Here is a 17,057-nt window from a genome sequence, read left to right on the forward strand (position 1 = left end):
TCACTGTTCATTTCACTAATTTACACATAAGTGTAACATCTTATCTACACTATTATAATACCATGTGGATTAACAGTTTGTCAAATTTTAATTTTTGCTTCTTTATAACAAGAATGAAAAGGAGCGTGTTCGTGAAGATGGTAAATGTAATGGATTGGCAGCAAGAACAAGATCGGCTTGATTTGGTTACGGAAAAGCTGCAATCAAGAATCGCAGAACTAGAGCCAGAAGTGACTGGGCTACGTGATCAAGTGGTGGACATTCGCAAGCGGTTTTGGGAAGAAGTCACGGTCAATACGAGCACAGACGAAGATTTCGAAGAGACCTTCTACAGTATAAAGCAGCAAGAAGCGTTGTTGTCGGAGCGGGAGCGCAGCCACCGGCAGCGGGTGCAGCGTTTTAAGAATATGAAACGGCTACTGCCATCTCCCTATTTTGGGCGAATGGATTTTCAAGAAGATGGTTTGGGCTTGAGTGAGAAAATTTATATCGGAGTGGCTTCTTTCGTTGATGCAGACGGTGTGGACTTTCTGGTGTATGACTGGCGAACGCCTATTGCAAGCATGTATTATGATCATTCCCCAGGGCCATCTACTTACGAAACGCCGGGAGGACAGATTACAGGTGAGATGATGCTGAAGCGGCAATATCAGATCCGTTACGGTCAGCTCCAGAACGTGTTCGATACGAGCTTAACGATCGGGGACGAATTGCTTCAGCAGGTGCTTGGCAAAGGCGCAGATTCACAAATGAAGAGCATTGTGGCGACCATCCAGAAGGAACAGAACGCCATCATCCGTAATGACAAAAGCCGTATGCTTATTGTGCAAGGAGCGGCTGGCAGCGGAAAAACGTCTGCAGCGCTGCAACGGGTAGCGTATTTATTATACAAACACCGCGATAGGCTCAAGGCAGATCAGATCGTTCTTTTTTCGCCAAATCCGATGTTTAACAGTTATGTATCGACGGTGCTCCCTGAGCTCGGCGAAGAGAATATGCAGCAAACGACCTTTCAGGAGTACCTTGCCTATTGGCTCGGATCCACGATGAATTTGGAGGACCCCTTCGAGCAGATTGAATATGTACTGACGTCACAATCCTCGCAGGGGTATGAAGCACGGTTAACGGGGATGCAATATAAGGCTTCTGAGGCTTTCCTGCATGCTCTTCAAAGCTACGCGTTATGGTTAGGCAAAGAAGGTATGCTGTTCCACAGTATCCGTTTCCGGGACCGCGAGTTGATTACTGCGGAGCAAATGAAGTCGCAATTTTACAGCTACGACAGCTCTATACGATTGGCTAATCGCGTTGCTTTACTACGTGAATGGCTGCTGCGTGAGCTGACTAAGCTAGAGCGTCAGGAAATGGAAGCGCCCTGGGTTCAAGATGAAGTCGATTACCTCGACAACGATCAATATGCCGAAGCTTACAGTGAGGTGCTTAAGAAGTACCGGCGAGAGGAAGCTGTCTTCGATTTTACAGAGCAGTATCTTGAAATCTATGGCGATTTTCGTACTCAGAAGGACGGGGAAGAGAATGTCTTTGACTTTAGCTCACAGGAAGATGAGTTACTGCGTCGTATGATCGTGAAGGAGCACTTCAAACCGCTAAGACGGGATGCCAAACGGTTGAAATTCATAGATACGATTGGATTATACGAGCAGTTATTTAGGGATGAAGCCACGTATCAGAAAATGACGGGTGAGACCGAAGTGCCTGACCAATGGTCAGAAATTTGTAAGCAGACGAAGGAAAAGTTGAGCCGTACCGAGCTGTTTTATGAGGATGAGACCCCATTCCTATATTTAAAAGAGCTTATCGAGGGTTCGCGTACGAATACAATGGTGCGGCATTTATTTATTGATGAAGGACAGGATTATTCGCCGTTCCAATTCGCGTTCCTCAAGCAATTGTTTCCCCGCGCCAGCATGACAGTTCTCGGCGATTTCAGTCAAGCGATTTTCCCGCAAGCGACGAATCTGCAAGAGGTAGATTCTCCTTTGATCCGGCTTTATGGTGAAGAGGAAACGAATCTATTTCGTTTAATCCGAAGCTATCGTTCGACTCGCGAGATTGTGGAGTTTACGAAGGCGCTGCTACCTAATGAAGAGATCGTGCCTTTTGATAGGGGCGGCAAGAAGCCGCACCTATTGAAGGCTAGCAATGAGGTGGAGCGGGCGGTACGGATAAAAGAGGAGCTTGCGGCGCTTATGGCCGAAGGTCTCGACTCCATCGCCGTTATTACTAAGACTGCTGCGGAAAGCCGCGAAGCCTATGAAGCACTGCTTGCTCAGGGTGGGGAGAATCTGCGGCTTATTACGAAGGAGACACTCACCTTTGAGAAGGGAACGCTAATTATTCCTGCGTATCTTGCTAAGGGCGTAGAGTTCGACGCCGTGCTAATCTACGATGCTTCTACACAGACTTATCATCGGGAGAGCGAACGTAAACTCTTTTATACAGCTTGTACGCGCGCGATGCATCGGCTTCTGCTATACACGACAGGCGATTGGTCGGGCTTTATTCAAGCCTTGGATACCTCTTTGTATGAGGAAGTGTAATTAGACATATCAAAATCAACCTCTTCAAGAAATTCGATAACTTCCCCATTGGGGCTGTGAACGATCGCGTTCTTGATCAGAAGAGGCGGTTCACCAAGAGAAAGCGAATCTGGTTCTATAAAAGCCTTTGCTCCATGAGCAAGGGCTTTTTGGTACATTTCATCTACATTATCCACATAGAAGGCGAAATGTAAGAGTGCTCCGTGAGCTATACCCTCTTCAGACAAGGCTTTTTTGCCTTGGGCTGCAATGACTGCATCCTTATCAAAAATCTCTATGCAAGTTCTTTGATCAGGTGAAATAAGCATTGAAGCTTCTTTGATTTGAAAGGAGGGCAGACTCCAATGATGACCTAACTTAAATCCTAAGGCGTCAATGTAAAATGAAATTGTTGCTTTATAATCTTTGGCTTGAATCGCTATATGTGCAAGACCTTTTACGCTCATTATTAATCACTCCTATATCTAATGTACTATTTATTATAGTTGGATTAAAATAGGAGATACATATATAAGATAAGTGTTTTATCCTGACATGGTTATTGAATATAAGGTATTTTAGTTGAATGGGTTTATTTATTAAAAAGAGCTAGGAGGCGCTTGATATGGAACATCTTATGGATGATATTGATAAAAAGATTATGCAATTATTGCAGTACAATGCTCGAATGCCCATTTCACAAATCAGCAAAGAGGTTTCGATGTCACAACCATCCGTTAAAGAAAGAATCATTAAGTTGGAGGAAAGGAACATCATATCGGGGTATCATACAGCTTTTAATTTGCGGGATCTGAACCGGGGTACGACTACTTTTATTCTAATCAAAACAGAACATTGCCAAGAGCTCACCGATTTTTGCAACGATGCTATGGAAGTTACCGATTTGTTCCGCATTAGTGGAGAATATAATTATCTCATTAAGGTACAGACCTCAACGATTGAGGCGCTTGCTGAATTTCAAGATCATCTTATAAAGTTCGGACCTTCCAAATCGCATATCAGCTTGAAAAATATTTTGGAGAACAGAGTGCTACTCTAAAGCGAAGTTTCCAAATACAAGATATAGTAACCGCTTTCTTTTCATTGTAAAATGGGTCAAAATAGCATTCGTATTGATACGTATATAAGGGAGCATGCGCATGGAGAGGAAACTGTCTAGTAAAAAGTATATTCCATTCACATACAAGATGATGATTCCGTATCTCATTCTTGTATTGCTGACAGATGTGCTGGTTGGCTATATAGCCTATACAATGCTCGTAGAGTCCAGGACTGAAATGGCCGAAACGAATGTCCGGACTGCATTAAAGCAGACGAGGAACAACATCGAATACCAGACAGATGAAATCAAACGAATGACCAACTCGCTGTTTCTAAATACGAATTTTCAGAATGCCCTTCAGTTCAGGGGAGACCCTTTAGAAAATATGCTCAAAATGAGAGATGATATCGTTCCTTATATGAAGGCCCCTCTACAACTGTATGGGAACAAGCTGAGACTTGCGCTTTTTACGGTCAATGAGACGATGCTTGAAATTACTGGTGATGATATGTCGACACCTATCGGTCGAAGTGATTATTATGTTCTTTCTGATCAGGTGATCGAGAATACGGAGTGGTTTAAGTCGATTGCTGCGAATAATCAAGATAGTTTGTGGCTTCAAGCGGATACCGACCGTGAGCTAGGTAATATTTCATATTTCCGCAAGCTTGTTTCTTCCAAGGCAGCACCTGCGATTATCGGATATATTCGCGTTACGGCGAGGATTGATGAGCTATTTGGTAACTTTGATACTTTTCCGATTGAACAGGGGATTGAACTTCGTCTGTTGGATAGGGCTACAGGAATGACTTTGTATGAACAAGGTGTTGCTGCTGAAGATACGAAACAAGATGATTATTTAATTATTAGTGAAGATATTCCGGTATCAAGCTATGTCATTGAGGCGCGCGTACCTCACTCTTATTTGAACAAAGATGCTAGTAGAATGCGGAAGGTGATTAGTACCGTTTGTTCCATCAGTTTTTTGGTGATGGCTATTATCGGTTTTCTAGTTGCACGTATATCTGGCAAGAAGATCAAGCGGATTGTGTATTTGGTTCGATCTTTTCAGGAGGGTAATTTTTATAAAAGAATCGGATTTCCGGGGAACGATGAATTTGTCTATATCGCTAATAGCTTCAACCAAATGGCGACCAGCATTCAGGAACTCATCCGGAACGTCTATGTGCAGGGCATTCAGAAAAAGCAAGCGGAGCTGGATGTGCTTCAAGCCCAGATCAGTCCGCATTTCTTGTACAATACGCTGTCGACCATCGGCAGTCTGGCCAATTTGGGGGAAGTGGAGAAGGTTACGCAGATGGTACAAGGTCTCTCCAAATTTTATCGACTCACATTAAACGATGGGCATGTATATATCTCCCTTGAAAATGAGCTGGAGCAGGTGAGGATGTATCTGGAAATTCAGAGAGTGAAGTATGCGGACGCCTTTGAGGTTTATTATGATGTCGATCCGGAAATTTTACAGGTGCCTATTATTAAGCTGATTTTACAACCGTTTGTGGAGAATATATTCAAGCACGCCTGGTTTGGGGAGACCATTGCGATTCGTATTACTGGAAAGCGGCTGGGTGACCGCATCGAACTCAAGGTCATTGACAACGGGATCGGCATGCGGCCGGAGACACTTCAAAACATGCGATCAAGCGCATATCAACCAGGCAGCTACGGTCTGAGAAACGTGGAAGAACGAATTAAACTGCGATACGGGAGCGATTTCGGCATTCAAATCGGTAGCTATTTTGGAGCGGGAACGACAGTTCAAATTATTTTACCGGTGGAAAATGCAGAGATCAGGGAAGTGATGGGGGAGTGAGGAGTATGGCGATGGAAATCAATGTTCTGCTGGTGGATGATGAAGTAATCGATTTGGAATGGCTTAGACGGCGTGTAGCCGGCAGTGATCATTTGCCTTTGCATAGCGTGAGAACGGCAACAAGCGGGTTTGCCGCTTTGAAAATGATGGAGCAGCACCCTGTAGATATCATTCTCTCTGATATCGGTATGCCGATTATGTCAGGCGTGGAATTTGCACGGAAAGCGAAGGAGATTAACCCAGATGTCCATATTCTATTTATTAGCGGACATCAGGATTTCAATTATGCCAAGGAAGCGATTCAATTGAACGCATACAGTTATTTGCTTAAGCCTGTGGATGATGACGAGCTGAACGAGACGCTGACCGAACTCTGCACAAAGATTGAGAAAGAGAGGACGCAGCGTACTTCCTTGTCGGAAACGCTGACACTTGTTAATCAGGAGCTACTGCTGCGTTGGTTTAACGAGGCTGCACCGGGACAGGTTGAAACGCACATTCACAACGTTCTCACGCCATACTTACAAGGTGCATCAGCGGTTGCCCTCATTGAGATCGACGACATGGCGCGAAAAATCCAAACCTGGACGGAAGAAGAGCGGAGTTTATGGAGCAGCACTGCCAATCAGTTTATCCGAAAGTTTGCACAGGATCAAAATTTGGGCATGGTGATTACGACTTATGACTATCACTTTGTGATCCTTGCTGCGGTTCAGGAACAATATTTTACAGCTTTGCTGGAAGAGTTGATTCGGGCGTTCTATCAGGAGTTCTCCTGTTCGATTACGATCGGAAGAGGAATGTACACAACCGACCCGGTCAAGCTACATGATTCCTATCGGCAGGCGCAGGCCGCTCTAAGCATTAAATGGATCGTAGGGAAGAATAGGTTGATCCAAGATGCCTCGGAATGGTCTCCAAAGGAAAAGATGGCTTCGGACTTAGAGGTTATTGTGGATCGTATGCTTAAAGCTATGCTCGACTACGACCTTACCACTATTGATGATTGCTTGCTTCAGCTATTTGCCGGAGACAGCCCGATCTCCCAGAAAAACGACATCTACGATATCATTATCCGGATTACCTCTAAGCTTCATGCTGATCTGCAGCAAATGAATGAGCATTTGTACGAGATTTTGAATTGGGATTCTCATCATCCTTTTGTGCTGTTTCAGTTCGAAACGGTGCATGATATCCTTTCGTGGCTGAGAAGAAGATTCTTTGAACTGTCGGAGCTGCTTTATTTGAAACGCCAAAGGCAAAAGCGCAAGTTAATTGATGAAATCACGGAGTATGTGAAAGAAAGATTAGATCAAAAAATAACGCTAAACGAGGTCGCTGCACATTTCGACTTTACCCCTAACTATCTGGGGCATCTGTTCAAGGTCGAAACCAATAGTCTCTTCAGCGATTTTCTAAGTGAATTGCGTATGAAGCGGGTATGCGAGCTGCTCGAGGATCCAACGAAAAAAGTATATGAGATTGCGGAACAAGCCGGATATAAAAATATTATTTATTTCAATAGGCAGTTCAAGCAATATATGGGCATGTCGCCCGGCGAGTACCGGAAGAAAAATAAAATCTGAATCGATTACTTATTGGGGAGGCTCATGTTCTATATGGAACAGGGGCTTCTTTTTTATCGAAATTGTTTATGAATCGTTGAATTAGTATTATGTTTAGTTGTTTCGCTGAATTATCTCACCGCCGCCTTCCTTTTATAATGAGAGATATAGAGAAGAAAGGGGTGCAAAGATGAAAGGGCATACATTTTGGAGCGATTTAAAAAACTATAGGGTTCTGTTGCTGATGCTGGCTCCGGCGGTTGCTTTTTTTCTTTTGTTTGCCTATGTCCCAATGGCGGGCATTATTATTGCCTTCAAGCATTATGATTACGCGGGCGGTATTTTTGGAAGTGCCTGGAACGGGCTTGATAACTTCCGCTTTTTCTTTGAATCAGGAGATGCCTGGCGGGTAACACGGAATACAGCATTGTACAATATTGCATTCATCGTTGTAAATAACTCTTTGCAAATTTTTGCAGCCATTATGTTGTTTGAGGTCGGTGGCAAATGGTTCCGCAAAATTACGCAATCGGCGTTGTTTCTTCCCTACTTTATTTCATGGGTAGTTGTCGGCGCGATTGCCTATAACCTGCTCAATTATGATATTGGTACTGTGAACGCACTCCTTAGAGGACTCGGGCTAGAACCTATTGATATTTACAATACGCCTGCCTACTGGCCGTATATCCTAGTTCTCGTTTCTGCCTGGAAAGGCCTTGGATACGGAACAGTAATGTACTTGGCCGCGATTACGGGCATAGATACTGAACAGTATGAGGCAGCTGAAATCGATGGCGCCAATATTTTTCAGCGGATCCGGAAAGTGACGATTCCAAATCTTTACCCGACGATTATTATTTTGGTGCTGCTGGCGGTCGGGAATATTTTCCGCGGTGATTTCGGGATGTTTTATAACATGATCGGCAATAACGGTTTGTTGTTCTCTTCGACGGACGTTATCGATACTTTCGTGTTCAGATCGCTGATTACTTCGAATGATATCGGCATGTCGGCTGCGGCTGGCGTTTTCCAGTCCGTTCTTGGCTTCGCAACGATCATGACTGTGAACTATGCTGTTCGTAAATACGATAAAGACCGCGCCTTATTCTAACCGCATCAGAGGTACAGTTTTCATAATGGAGGTAACGATATGAAGCAGCTCGATCGTAAAATATTCTCGGGTATTGGGTATGTATCCCTAATCTGTCTCGCAATTTTATGTATATTCCCGTTTATACTTGTCGTATCTTCATCGCTGACGGAAGAGTCAAAAATATTAACAGATGGCTATCAATTTATACCTACGGCCTTCTCAACAGAAGCCTACAGCATTTTGTTTAAGTATCCCGACCAGATGATTCAAGCCTATATGGTGACCATAGGCGTTACTATAATAGGCACACTGTTTGGTTTGTTTCTGACTTCAATGACGGCTTATGCGCTTTCCAGAAAAGATTTTAAATGGCGTAATAAATTTTCATTCTTCTTTTTCTTTACAACTTTATTTAACGGCGGTCTGGTTCCTTGGTATCTGCTTATGGTCAATTACCTCCATATCAAAGATACATTGCTGGCTTTAGTAATTCCGATGATGCTCAACGTCTTCTACATCATTGTTATGAAGTCGTTTATGGGCAGCATTCCGGAAGCAATCGTAGAATCGGCTAAAATTGACGGTGCAGGCGATTTTAAGATCTACGCTCGTCTAATCTTGCCTCTCTCCAAGCCGGCGCTAGCGACTATTGGTTTGTTTCTGGCTCTTGCCTATTGGAACGATTGGTACAATGCCCTTCTATTTATTTCCGATGAGAAGCTGATGCCGCTTCAATATTATTTGTACAAAATGCTTGGCAATATGGATGGCATGCGAAAAGCCATGATGGGTGCAGGAGCAGTCGTAACCACATCGATCCCAAGCGAGAGCTTGAAGATGGCAATGACGGTTGTAGCTACAGGTCCGATTCTGCTCGCTTATCCATTCGTTCAGAGATATTTCGTTCAAGGCTTGACGATTGGCGCTGTGAAAGGATGAACCCGGGGAAATCCGGTTTATCAATATAATTAATACAAGGGGGAAGGCTTGAAATGCTGAGAAAAAATAGATTCATTATGCTCGCACTCGTTTTAACCTTCGTAATGATTTTGAGCGCATGTGGTGGTGGCAACAACAACGCCAATACACCCGCTAAGGCTACCAATAATGCCGCTGAGGTAACAAGTGAGCCCACAGAAACAGCGAGTGCAACGAATGCAGCCGAAACTTCAGATACCATAGACACCTCTAAAGAAGTGAAGTTGAAAATGATCTTCGTTGGGCCTAAACCGATAGACTATGATAGTGTTTTTGCTGAAATTAACAAGAAACTGAAAGAAAAAATTAATGCGACCCTTGAGGGTGAGTTCTTGGACTGGTCTGACTGGGCTCAAAAATATCCACTGAAGCTGGCAGCTAATGAAGATTTTGACCTCATCTATTCGGCAAACTGGGCTGGTTATAACGACCAGGCACTGAAAGGCGGATTTCTAGAATTAACCGATGAGCTAATTACCAAATATATGCCAAAAACTAAGGAAGCTATGTCAGATGTGAGCTGGGATCAGGCAAAAGTAAACGGCAAACTGTACATGGTTCCGCAAAACAGAGGGGAATCTGTTGAAAAGCTGATTCTCTATCGTGAAGATTTGCGTAAGAAATACAATCTTCCCGAAATCAACAGCCCGGAAGCATATGCTACTTATTTGAAGACGATAGCAGAAAAGGAAAAAGGAATTACACCGTTCACTCCTGAAACGGGAGACTGGAAGTATCATAACTTGGACCGTGTATTATTGAAGCAGCAAAACGAATGGAATATGTTTGATCTAGATCTTCCATTTGCCTTCAAATTGACCGATGAAACAGGTAAAGTCTTTAACGTCTATGAAACGCAAGAGTTCAAAGATCTACTCGTGTATTACAAAGATCTCGCTGATAACAATGCTTGGTCAAAAAACGTTCTGAACAGTAAAAATGATCATCAGGCGGATTTTAAAGCAGGTAAAACCGCCTCGATTACGCATAATAACGGAACACTTGGAGCACTCATGGCTTTAATGCGCCAAGAAAATTCTCCTTATGAAGTAGCGTTGGCTGATATTAACCAAGGGAAGAAAAAATCAGTGGCGATTTCTACACAAAACGGTACGTCGATTCATGCGACTTCCAAAAATGTAGAACGTTCCTTGATGCTGATCGATCTGATGCAAAACGATAAAGAACTGCACGACCTGATGATGTACGGAATTAGTGGCGTGCACTATGAACCGGTTGGCGACACCAAATATAAAGCACTCGACAAAAATCCGAACTTTACCGGCTTCTCTAATTGGAACTTCAACTCGCCACTCAACCTTGACAATGAAGCATTCCCTCAAGAAGCTAACGATCTGGCTAAGGGCTGGGAAGCTAACGTCTACCACTATGCCCTTGAAACCTTTGTATTCGACAATAGCAAAGTGAAGACGGAAATTGCCAATGTGGGCAATGTAATGCTCCGCTATGCCATTCCGCTTGAGTACGGCGTAATTAAAGATATCGACAAAGGCCTTGCAGATTTGAACAAACAGCTGAAATCAGCTGGCATTGATAAAATCCAAGCTGAGCTGCAAGCGCAAATCGATGCTTTCTTAGCGAACAAGTAAGATACAGGATAAAGGAGGCCCAACAGTCATGAAATGGCTGTTGGGCCTCCCTGTTTTTTGAGATCGATTGTATATGAAGGCGCTATCGGACGCAGCTGAGCGGCGTATGAAGAGTTCTGATGTTGCATTTGTTTTAGTATGAGCTAGTATAATAAGGCAAGAAGCTCCCTCTCGGGAGCCTAAATAGCTTCAAGGGCATCATAAGCGGGCCATTAACTTCGGAAGATTGGAGAGAGAGATGAAAAATATATTGTATAAGTATATGAGTAAATTTACATCTCTTAACGAAGAGGATCAGCAGAATATTGTTGAGGGTATCCTTATAGAGGAATTTAAAAAGGGGACAGTGCTCCTTAGACAAGGAGATGTTCCCACAAAATGTTTTTTCGTGCTAAAAGGTTGTGTTAGGCAGTACTCGATAGATGAATCGGGAAAAGAAGTCACATCTAATTTCTACACAGAAGAGCAAGCGGCTTCGATTTTTAATCGGCATCAAGAAAGTAAGCCCTCTGCGTACACCTTAACCTGTCTGGAAGATAGCACATTGGTGGTTGGTGAACTTAATGCGGAACAAGACATGCTTCACAAACACTCGCAATTGGAAACGATGATCCGCAAAATGGTAGAGGAAAACTTAGGTGAGGTACAGGACGAATTAACTTCATTTATCGCTTCCAATCCTGAAGAACGTTACAAAGCTTTGTTGCGAAAAAGACCTCACTTACTCACTCGCGTACCTCAGCATCAATTGGCCAGCTATCTGGGGATGACACCAGAGTCATTAAGTAGAATCAAGAAGCGGGTTCATTCCAGTGATAACTAAAAAGAAAGTCATACAGTTTTGTGGAGTTTTCCTCCTCTAAGCAGCAGCCATATCCCAAAGCCTAGTTCTCCTACAATCATAGGAATAGTAAAAATATAATTTAATATTGTAATGACCCCTTCGTATTGTGGGAGAAATATTTTGCTTAGATGAATGATCATATAACCTATTGAAGCAAGCAGCAATAAGATGCCGATTACTTTAGGGATGATGCCAGATTTTAAAGCCACATATCCCACAATTAACAGATGCCCGCCAAAAACGACCAATCCCATAGACCAAATCCATTGAAATGCATCCAGAAATAACATTATAAATGCTTGAGTCTGTTCGATTTTTAATGAGGAAAAGTCGATTGTATTTCCCGTGAGCAGCAGCACAACTATCAAGTTAAGTATAGAGACTCCCAATATAGCGGAATAGGTTAGACGAAGCCAGGCGCCGAGTAATGATAGCTTTTGGTTAATCGGTTCTAGAAACACATAAAACGCCCAGGCGACCAGGATGTCAGTAATCATAATGATGATCCAACCCAAAATTTCACCTTTGAAAAGGTTAGTGGATGACACAAGGTTATTGAATGTGACGCTGGCATCGCCCTGAACAACAAGATTCCCATGGACAAAGCCATACGAAAAAAATGAGGCAAGGGTCATGATAATAAGTGAGATTCCAGCAGTTAAAGCGGACCTTCGCTGATTCGATAGATCTTTTTCTGAGATAGCCATAGATAGCCTCCTAAAGGACTTTTTATTTTCATTGTAATTAGGAGTAGTATGGCGGGCATTGACTTAAATCAAGAGTGCATCATCAGACAGAAAAAAATGCTTATTATCACAATAACGGAAGTTCATCCAGCCGTTCGTAAATCAACAATCCTTTCTCTTGCGCAACCTGTACCATTTCATCGGCACCCTGAGATGATCCTCCAACTCGAAGCACGGCATCACAGTAATTAAGCAGGCGAATGGAAGAAGGATGGAAAATCCGGTTGAAAACGTCGTCTCCTAGATTAGTGGAACCGGCTGTAGCAATAAGAGGCAAAGCATACCACTCCCCCAGCACTGGCATATGCCCAGCCTCGTAAACTTGAAGAGCAATTTTATTCATGTATTTGACATTTTCCTCTATTAATACTGGATCATCATTGGTTCCAGAACGATAAGGGCCAGCGATAAGGATATGCAGCGGTTTCGACTTTACCTTCAAGAGACCTTGGATCTGAGCGTATTGGAGCAGCATTACCGTCTTAGCATCACGAATCTCGCCGCTTTGGACCATGTCAAGCGCTTGAGCAAACGGAAGTTCCACTACTTCAATATTTTCCTGTTCCTCCTCAAGTCCCCCGCCCGGACCTTTTGTCATGACATCACTATACTCAGCTACAAAGAAGTGAAGGGTTTCGGTAACGGATCCTGGTGACATATAGACCTCGCCAACTTTCTGCACTCGGTCGATATGGTATCCCGTCTCTTCCTCCGTTTCCCTCAGAATACTTTCTTCTGGTGTTTCTTTATCGAGTAGCCCCGCGCAGGTTTCGATAAGCATTCCAGTCACATTGCCGTTTAGATAAGTAGGCATTCGGAATTGTCTCGTAAGTACGATGGTTTGTTTGTGTCGATTATAGAGTAGAATGGTCGCTCCGTTGCCTCGGTCATACACTTCACGGGATTGTGTCTCCCATTGTCCATTTTCTTTTTCATACTTGAATGTGATCTTCTTTAAGGTGTACCAGTTATCCGATAGAAGTTCCTCTTTTACGATCCGTACTCTTGGGTTGTAATGCTGTGCCTTCATCTCATTTCCTCCCTAGAAAAATCCCGTTTTCTTTAGTCATTTCGAGGGCTCCATTCTCCTGTAGAAGCCGATTGACGTGTTTTCGAAATTCGTCTATAGCCGCACCGACAAGTCGCTCTTTTGCGTTCATCGGGGTCGATATCATATATTCAATCAGGGGTTCAGCTTCGTCGACTAACAGACGGTCGTTGTAACGTAGTAACCGAAGATCGGAGAAGCAAGAAGACAGCAGGTCTTCTCCGTTACCCAGATTAAATCGTTTAATAGCTTGATCCAATACATGAAGGTCGGGGTCGAACGAGACCGCCAATTGTTCAATCTCTTGTAGGTGTTGAGTGCTCATTGTAGAGGTGCATATTATACCCCCTCGCTTTAGTACGCGGTGTATCTCGTGGATCGCTTTAGGGATGTCCGGCACGTGATACAGCATGTTGTTAGCGATAACCACATCGAAATGCTCATCGTGGAAGGGGATTTGTTGCGCGTCAACAGATAAGAGCTTAAACTGTGAACTTTTACTTCCTAAGCGGCAACGTGCTTCTTCTACCATCCCGCTCGAAATATCAGTAAGTGTGATGCGCCAGCTGCTTGGAATTCGTTCGGCGTTTCTTATCCAAAAGGTCCCATCGCCGCCACCTAACTCTAGAATGTGGGCTCCAGGGTGCACCTCCAGTTGTTCAAAGACCCAATTATGCCAGCCTTGCGGATTTGTACTGAACTTGTCATAAAGATGTATCCGCGTTTGCAAGCGGCTCGCCGTCCGATACTGTTCCCCCCAATCTTGCTTACTCTGCAAGGTTTGAATAACATTTGCTAAGTGGTTCCAATCAGACCGATTGACCGACATTTGCATAGCATCTCGTATTGCATGAACTACATGCTCCGTATGAGTGATTTTTTTCTGTAGAACATCGAGCTGTGCTTGTAACGAATGACTGATCTCCCCTATGGATAGCGACTCTGCATCTAAGATGTCTTTTATTTCTTGAAGTGATAGCCCTAAGTATTTCAACGTTTGAATTTGCTGCAATTTTTCTAGGTCTTTCATGTTATAAGATCTTATCGATCCCGCGTGATGATTTTCTGGAATTAGAAGCCCAATCTGATCGTAATATCGCAATGTCCTGACCGTTATTCCTGTACGCTTTGCAAGCTGCCCTGTTGTTAAATAGTTCTCTTTGTACATCCTTTCCTCACATCCAATCGATTGCTCCAGCGTGTTGTTCTCAGTTAGTATAGCAGGTGACGTAACGTCACCTTCAAGCAAAATTTATGTATAAGAAACAGAGGGCAAGCACCCTGACAGCAGATGGCCTTTCAGAGCCCTCTTGGAAATAATCGGAGCAAATCAACAAGGGTGGAGATTTCGTTTTCCGGGCATGTTACTTAAAACATGTTAGGAGGGGATAAGGGATGTCCAGAAGAAACAGGAAATATGCAGTGCCGGGAGTCAATCGCGGGATGCAAACGTTTAAGGCCGAGGTGATGCGGCGCGAGGGTTATGATGTAGATCCGGAGCGGCCTGATGATGTGAAATATGAAGTCGCAAAAGAACTTGGTATCCCATTGGAACACGGTGAGAATGGACATTTGAGCACAGAATCAGTGGGTCAGATTGGTGGAAAAATTGGTGGATCGATGGTCCGCGAGATGATTCGTCTCGCACAGCAGCAATTGGTGGATCAGGAAAGGGAGTAGCATTTTTTCTAAATCATAAAGTTGCAGAAAATGTAGGAGGCGGCTTTAGTCCTGAATTGCCTGGGACTGAGACCGTTTTCTTTGTGTTTCCCAAAACAACCTAATTAATGGTAGAATTTTACCGATGTTCCACGGTATAGTGAAGAAGGCTATAACACCATTCAATTCTGTATTGGGAGAGGAATCGTCGGATGAATCAGAGGTATCGTAAACGCAACACAGCTGCTTTCACAGGGGTATCGTATTTTGCATTGGCTGCAGGTCTTTTTCTATTCTGTTTGGGGGTGTACAACGACGATTGGGAATTGAACGTGAAAGGGTATTATTTGCTTTGCATGGTGTTAATTACGATTAGCTGTATCGTTGTGCAAAAGGTCGTTAGAGACAATTCAGAGGATAAAGAAATTAAGCTAGAAAATCCGAAACACAGGATGAGAAATACAGGGGCTTTCACAATTATGGCTTTTGCAGGCTTGGTTATTGGGTATGTAATGTTCTTTATTGGTCTGTACAATGCTCCATTTCAATTGAATGTAAAGGGGTATTATATAGCTGTTATTCTGTTGATTTCATATAGCGCCGTTGGCGTTCAGAAAGTGACGAGAGATAACGCGGAGGACAAAGAGGTTCTCGCCGAGCAAGATGCCAGAAGGGACATTCAAGGGTAAAGAGGGACCTAGATAAGGAGCAGTGAGATGAACTTTTTAAAAGAAAATCTTTTTTGGCAGTATTCAGTAAACACTTTTTCTATTACAGATGAGAAGATTGAAATTATAACTGAGCCTAATACGGATTTTTGGCAACGCACCTATTATGGGTTCAGGAACGATAATGCACCTGCGTTGCTAATGAAGACGGATGAGAAATACTTTTCTTTTATAGTGAAAACTGATTTTGACAGCGCTCATAGATTTGACCAGTGTGGAGTAATTGTCTATCAGGACAGTGACAATTGGTTCAAGGCATCGATTGAATATGAGAATGAAGAATATCAAAGATTGGGTAGTGTGGTTACGAATCATGGATATTCAGACTGGGCAACAACAGATCTCGACGCAACAATAAAAACAATGTATTACAGATTAAGTCGACGTGGGAGTGACTTCTGCGTTGAAAACTCTTTAGATGGGATTACCTTTAAGCAGATGCGTATTTTTCATTTGTTTGAAGGGAGTGAGCATATCAACTTTGGTTTATATGCTTGTAGCCCAGAGGATTCGTCATTTAAAGCAACATTTACAGAAATAGAAATCACAGAATGTCAGTGGTTGGAACATAAATAAAGTTAAGGAACTAAGATTAAGCTAAAGGAGCCTCGTGAGTAGTGACGAAGCTCCTTTTTATTTTAAAATCTTTGTATGTTAAAAAAGTTTTGAGTGAACTAACTAGGTTCGCGTAGACACTCTTTTTTTAAATAAGCAGCAAAGCTCTTGATATTCATCCGTATATGCCGATTATTTCCCTCGAGCTTACTCATCATGATGCCGCCCTCCATGATGGAAAGGGAGAAGGTAGCTAGTGCCTCAATGTCGAGATCTGCTTTGAATTCACCACTTTTTACACCTTCAGAAATGATTTTCTTTTTGGATTCCAGTGTGCCTATTAGGGCTTGCTGGGCTTTTTCACGCAAGCCTGGATGACTGTCGTCGCTTTCAATAGCCGTGTTGAGGAGCGGGCACCCTCCAATAAAGGGTGGCGCTTCAACTACTTTCTCATACACATGTAAATAAGCTAATAGCTTGCCAGAGGCCGTTTCTTGCTGACTAATGGCATGAGCTAGTTTGGCCCCCACAATACTACCCGCATAGCTAAAGGCTTCATATGCAATCTCATCCTTACTGGAAAAATGACGATAAATTCCACCTTTCTTAATGCCTGTCAATTCAGTTATATCAGATAAGGATGAGCCTGAATATCCTTTCTGGTTAAACAGTTCAGCGGCTTTAGCTATGATGTAATTGCGAGTCTTCTCACCCTTTTCCATTGTCATCCTCCGTCCTTAATTGTATATGTACACGTAGTATATCAAATGAAATTATTCTGTTGCAAAGAAAAG

General features: G+C 43.1%; 16 protein-coding genes and 1 pseudogene. 12 read left to right on the plus strand and 5 right to left on the minus strand.

Features of this window, described 5'->3' with window-relative positions; all coding sequences use genetic code 11:
- Positions 1-137: 137 nt before the first annotated feature.
- The gene (helD, locus tag ACFWMP_RS21160; RefSeq protein ID WP_379424813.1) at positions 138-2,561 is read left to right on the plus strand and encodes an RNA polymerase recycling motor HelD; all 2,424 of its coding nucleotides are present in this window, start codon (positions 138-140) and stop codon (positions 2,559-2,561) included.
- Here the strand turns inward: helD and ACFWMP_RS21165 are convergent.
- Positions 2,525-3,007 carry a VOC family protein gene (locus ACFWMP_RS21165; protein ID WP_379424640.1) on the minus strand — a complete coding sequence of 161 codons (483 nt, stop codon included), beginning with the start codon at positions 3,005-3,007 and terminating at the stop codon, positions 2,525-2,527. The genes helD and ACFWMP_RS21165 overlap by 37 nt on opposite strands.
- Before the next feature lie 158 nt (positions 3,008-3,165).
- Here ACFWMP_RS21165 and ACFWMP_RS21170 point away from each other — a divergent pair, with 158 nt between their 5' ends.
- From ACFWMP_RS21170 to ACFWMP_RS21200, 7 genes are all read left to right on the plus strand, one after another.
- Entirely contained in the window at positions 3,166-3,600 is a 435-nt protein-coding gene (locus ACFWMP_RS21170; RefSeq protein WP_076285015.1) for an Lrp/AsnC family transcriptional regulator, read from the plus strand.
- A gap of 100 nt (positions 3,601-3,700) precedes the next feature.
- Positions 3,701-5,437, plus strand: coding sequence for a sensor histidine kinase (locus ACFWMP_RS21175; RefSeq protein WP_379424641.1), 1,737 nt, complete (start codon positions 3,701-3,703; stop codon positions 5,435-5,437).
- A gap of 5 nt (positions 5,438-5,442) precedes the next feature.
- Positions 5,443-7,023: a response regulator gene (locus ACFWMP_RS21180; protein WP_341126539.1), complete on the plus strand. Its 1,581-nt coding sequence runs from the start codon at positions 5,443-5,445 to the stop codon at positions 7,021-7,023.
- 169 nt (positions 7,024-7,192) lie between these two features.
- Positions 7,193-8,113: an ABC transporter permease gene (locus ACFWMP_RS21185; RefSeq protein ID WP_042192982.1), complete on the plus strand. Its 921-nt coding sequence runs from the start codon at positions 7,193-7,195 to the stop codon at positions 8,111-8,113.
- A 39-nt stretch (positions 8,114-8,152) separates the two neighbouring features.
- Positions 8,153-9,034: a carbohydrate ABC transporter permease gene (locus ACFWMP_RS21190; protein WP_042192980.1), complete on the plus strand. Its 882-nt coding sequence runs from the start codon at positions 8,153-8,155 to the stop codon at positions 9,032-9,034.
- 53 nt (positions 9,035-9,087) lie between these two features.
- Positions 9,088-10,683 (plus strand): ABC transporter substrate-binding protein, encoded by a 1,596-nt coding sequence (locus tag ACFWMP_RS21195; protein WP_042192978.1) that lies wholly within the window; start codon positions 9,088-9,090, stop codon positions 10,681-10,683.
- 238 nt (positions 10,684-10,921) lie between these two features.
- Positions 10,922-11,506, plus strand: a complete 585-nt coding sequence (locus tag ACFWMP_RS21200) for a Crp/Fnr family transcriptional regulator (RefSeq protein ID WP_379424642.1) — start codon at positions 10,922-10,924, stop codon at positions 11,504-11,506.
- An 8-nt stretch (positions 11,507-11,514) separates the two neighbouring features.
- On the opposite strand, the gene ACFWMP_RS21205 is transcribed toward ACFWMP_RS21200, so the two are convergent.
- The 3 genes from ACFWMP_RS21205 to ACFWMP_RS21215 all read right to left on the minus strand — a co-directional run bounded on the left by ACFWMP_RS21205 (position 11,515) and on the right by ACFWMP_RS21215 (position 14,570).
- Entirely contained in the window at positions 11,515-12,234 is a 720-nt protein-coding gene (locus tag ACFWMP_RS21205; protein WP_379424643.1) for a DUF4386 domain-containing protein, read from the minus strand.
- 106 nt (positions 12,235-12,340) lie between these two features.
- Positions 12,341-13,303, minus strand: coding sequence for a GDP-mannose pyrophosphatase NudK (gene nudK / locus ACFWMP_RS21210; RefSeq protein ID WP_379424644.1), 963 nt, complete (start codon positions 13,301-13,303; stop codon positions 12,341-12,343).
- A 1-nt stretch (position 13,304) separates the two neighbouring features.
- The gene (locus ACFWMP_RS21215; protein WP_379424645.1) at positions 13,305-14,570 is read right to left on the minus strand and encodes a MerR family transcriptional regulator; all 1,266 of its coding nucleotides are present in this window, start codon (positions 14,568-14,570) and stop codon (positions 13,305-13,307) included.
- A gap of 146 nt (positions 14,571-14,716) precedes the next feature.
- On the opposite strand from ACFWMP_RS21215, the gene ACFWMP_RS21220 reads away from it, so the two are divergent.
- From ACFWMP_RS21220 to ACFWMP_RS21235, 4 genes and pseudogenes are all read left to right on the plus strand, one after another.
- Entirely contained in the window at positions 14,717-15,001 is a 285-nt protein-coding gene (locus ACFWMP_RS21220; protein WP_076285007.1) for an alpha/beta-type small acid-soluble spore protein, read from the plus strand.
- A gap of 191 nt (positions 15,002-15,192) precedes the next feature.
- A pseudogene (locus ACFWMP_RS21225) lies at positions 15,193-15,375 on the plus strand (YiaA/YiaB family inner membrane protein); the annotation flags it as partial.
- A 57-nt stretch (positions 15,376-15,432) separates the two neighbouring features.
- Complete coding sequence (locus ACFWMP_RS21230) at positions 15,433-15,669, plus strand: YiaA/YiaB family inner membrane protein (protein WP_379424814.1); 237 nt, start codon at positions 15,433-15,435, stop codon at positions 15,667-15,669.
- 27 nt (positions 15,670-15,696) lie between these two features.
- A complete protein-coding gene (locus ACFWMP_RS21235; RefSeq protein WP_379424646.1) occupies positions 15,697-16,284 on the plus strand; it encodes a DUF1349 domain-containing protein in 588 nt (195 codons plus the stop codon).
- A 98-nt stretch (positions 16,285-16,382) separates the two neighbouring features.
- Here the strand turns inward: ACFWMP_RS21235 and ACFWMP_RS21240 are convergent, their stop codons facing one another.
- A complete protein-coding gene (locus ACFWMP_RS21240; protein WP_379424647.1) occupies positions 16,383-16,985 on the minus strand; it encodes a TetR/AcrR family transcriptional regulator in 603 nt (200 codons plus the stop codon).
- Between the last annotated feature and the right edge of the window lie 72 nt (positions 16,986-17,057).

It is taken from the genome of Paenibacillus sp. NPDC058367 (assembly GCF_042723305.1).
Lineage (GTDB): Bacteria > Bacillota > Bacilli > Paenibacillales > Paenibacillaceae > Paenibacillus_AQ.

Coding starts and splice junctions, on each gene's coding strand:
- ACFWMP_RS21240 (WP_379424647.1), bottom strand. CDS start 16,985: ATGGAAAAGGGTGAGAAGACTCGCAATTACATCATAGCTAAAGCCGCT.
- ACFWMP_RS21180 (WP_341126539.1), top strand. CDS start 5,443: ATGGCGATGGAAATCAATGTTCTGCTGGTGGATGATGAAGTAATCGAT.
- helD (WP_379424813.1), top strand. CDS start 138: ATGGTAAATGTAATGGATTGGCAGCAAGAACAAGATCGGCTTGATTTG.
- ACFWMP_RS21195 (WP_042192978.1), top strand. CDS start 9,088: ATGCTGAGAAAAAATAGATTCATTATGCTCGCACTCGTTTTAACCTTC.
- ACFWMP_RS21170 (WP_076285015.1), top strand. CDS start 3,166: ATGGAACATCTTATGGATGATATTGATAAAAAGATTATGCAATTATTG.
- ACFWMP_RS21205 (WP_379424643.1), bottom strand. CDS start 12,234: ATGGCTATCTCAGAAAAAGATCTATCGAATCAGCGAAGGTCCGCTTTA.
- ACFWMP_RS21200 (WP_379424642.1), top strand. CDS start 10,922: ATGAAAAATATATTGTATAAGTATATGAGTAAATTTACATCTCTTAAC.
- ACFWMP_RS21185 (WP_042192982.1), top strand. CDS start 7,193: ATGAAAGGGCATACATTTTGGAGCGATTTAAAAAACTATAGGGTTCTG.
- ACFWMP_RS21235 (WP_379424646.1), top strand. CDS start 15,697: ATGAACTTTTTAAAAGAAAATCTTTTTTGGCAGTATTCAGTAAACACT.
- ACFWMP_RS21190 (WP_042192980.1), top strand. CDS start 8,153: ATGAAGCAGCTCGATCGTAAAATATTCTCGGGTATTGGGTATGTATCC.
- nudK (WP_379424644.1), bottom strand. CDS start 13,303: ATGAAGGCACAGCATTACAACCCAAGAGTACGGATCGTAAAAGAGGAA.
- ACFWMP_RS21165 (WP_379424640.1), bottom strand. CDS start 3,007: ATGAGCGTAAAAGGTCTTGCACATATAGCGATTCAAGCCAAAGATTAT.
- ACFWMP_RS21220 (WP_076285007.1), top strand. CDS start 14,717: ATGTCCAGAAGAAACAGGAAATATGCAGTGCCGGGAGTCAATCGCGGG.
- ACFWMP_RS21175 (WP_379424641.1), top strand. CDS start 3,701: ATGGAGAGGAAACTGTCTAGTAAAAAGTATATTCCATTCACATACAAG.
- ACFWMP_RS21230 (WP_379424814.1), top strand. CDS start 15,433: ATGAGAAATACAGGGGCTTTCACAATTATGGCTTTTGCAGGCTTGGTT.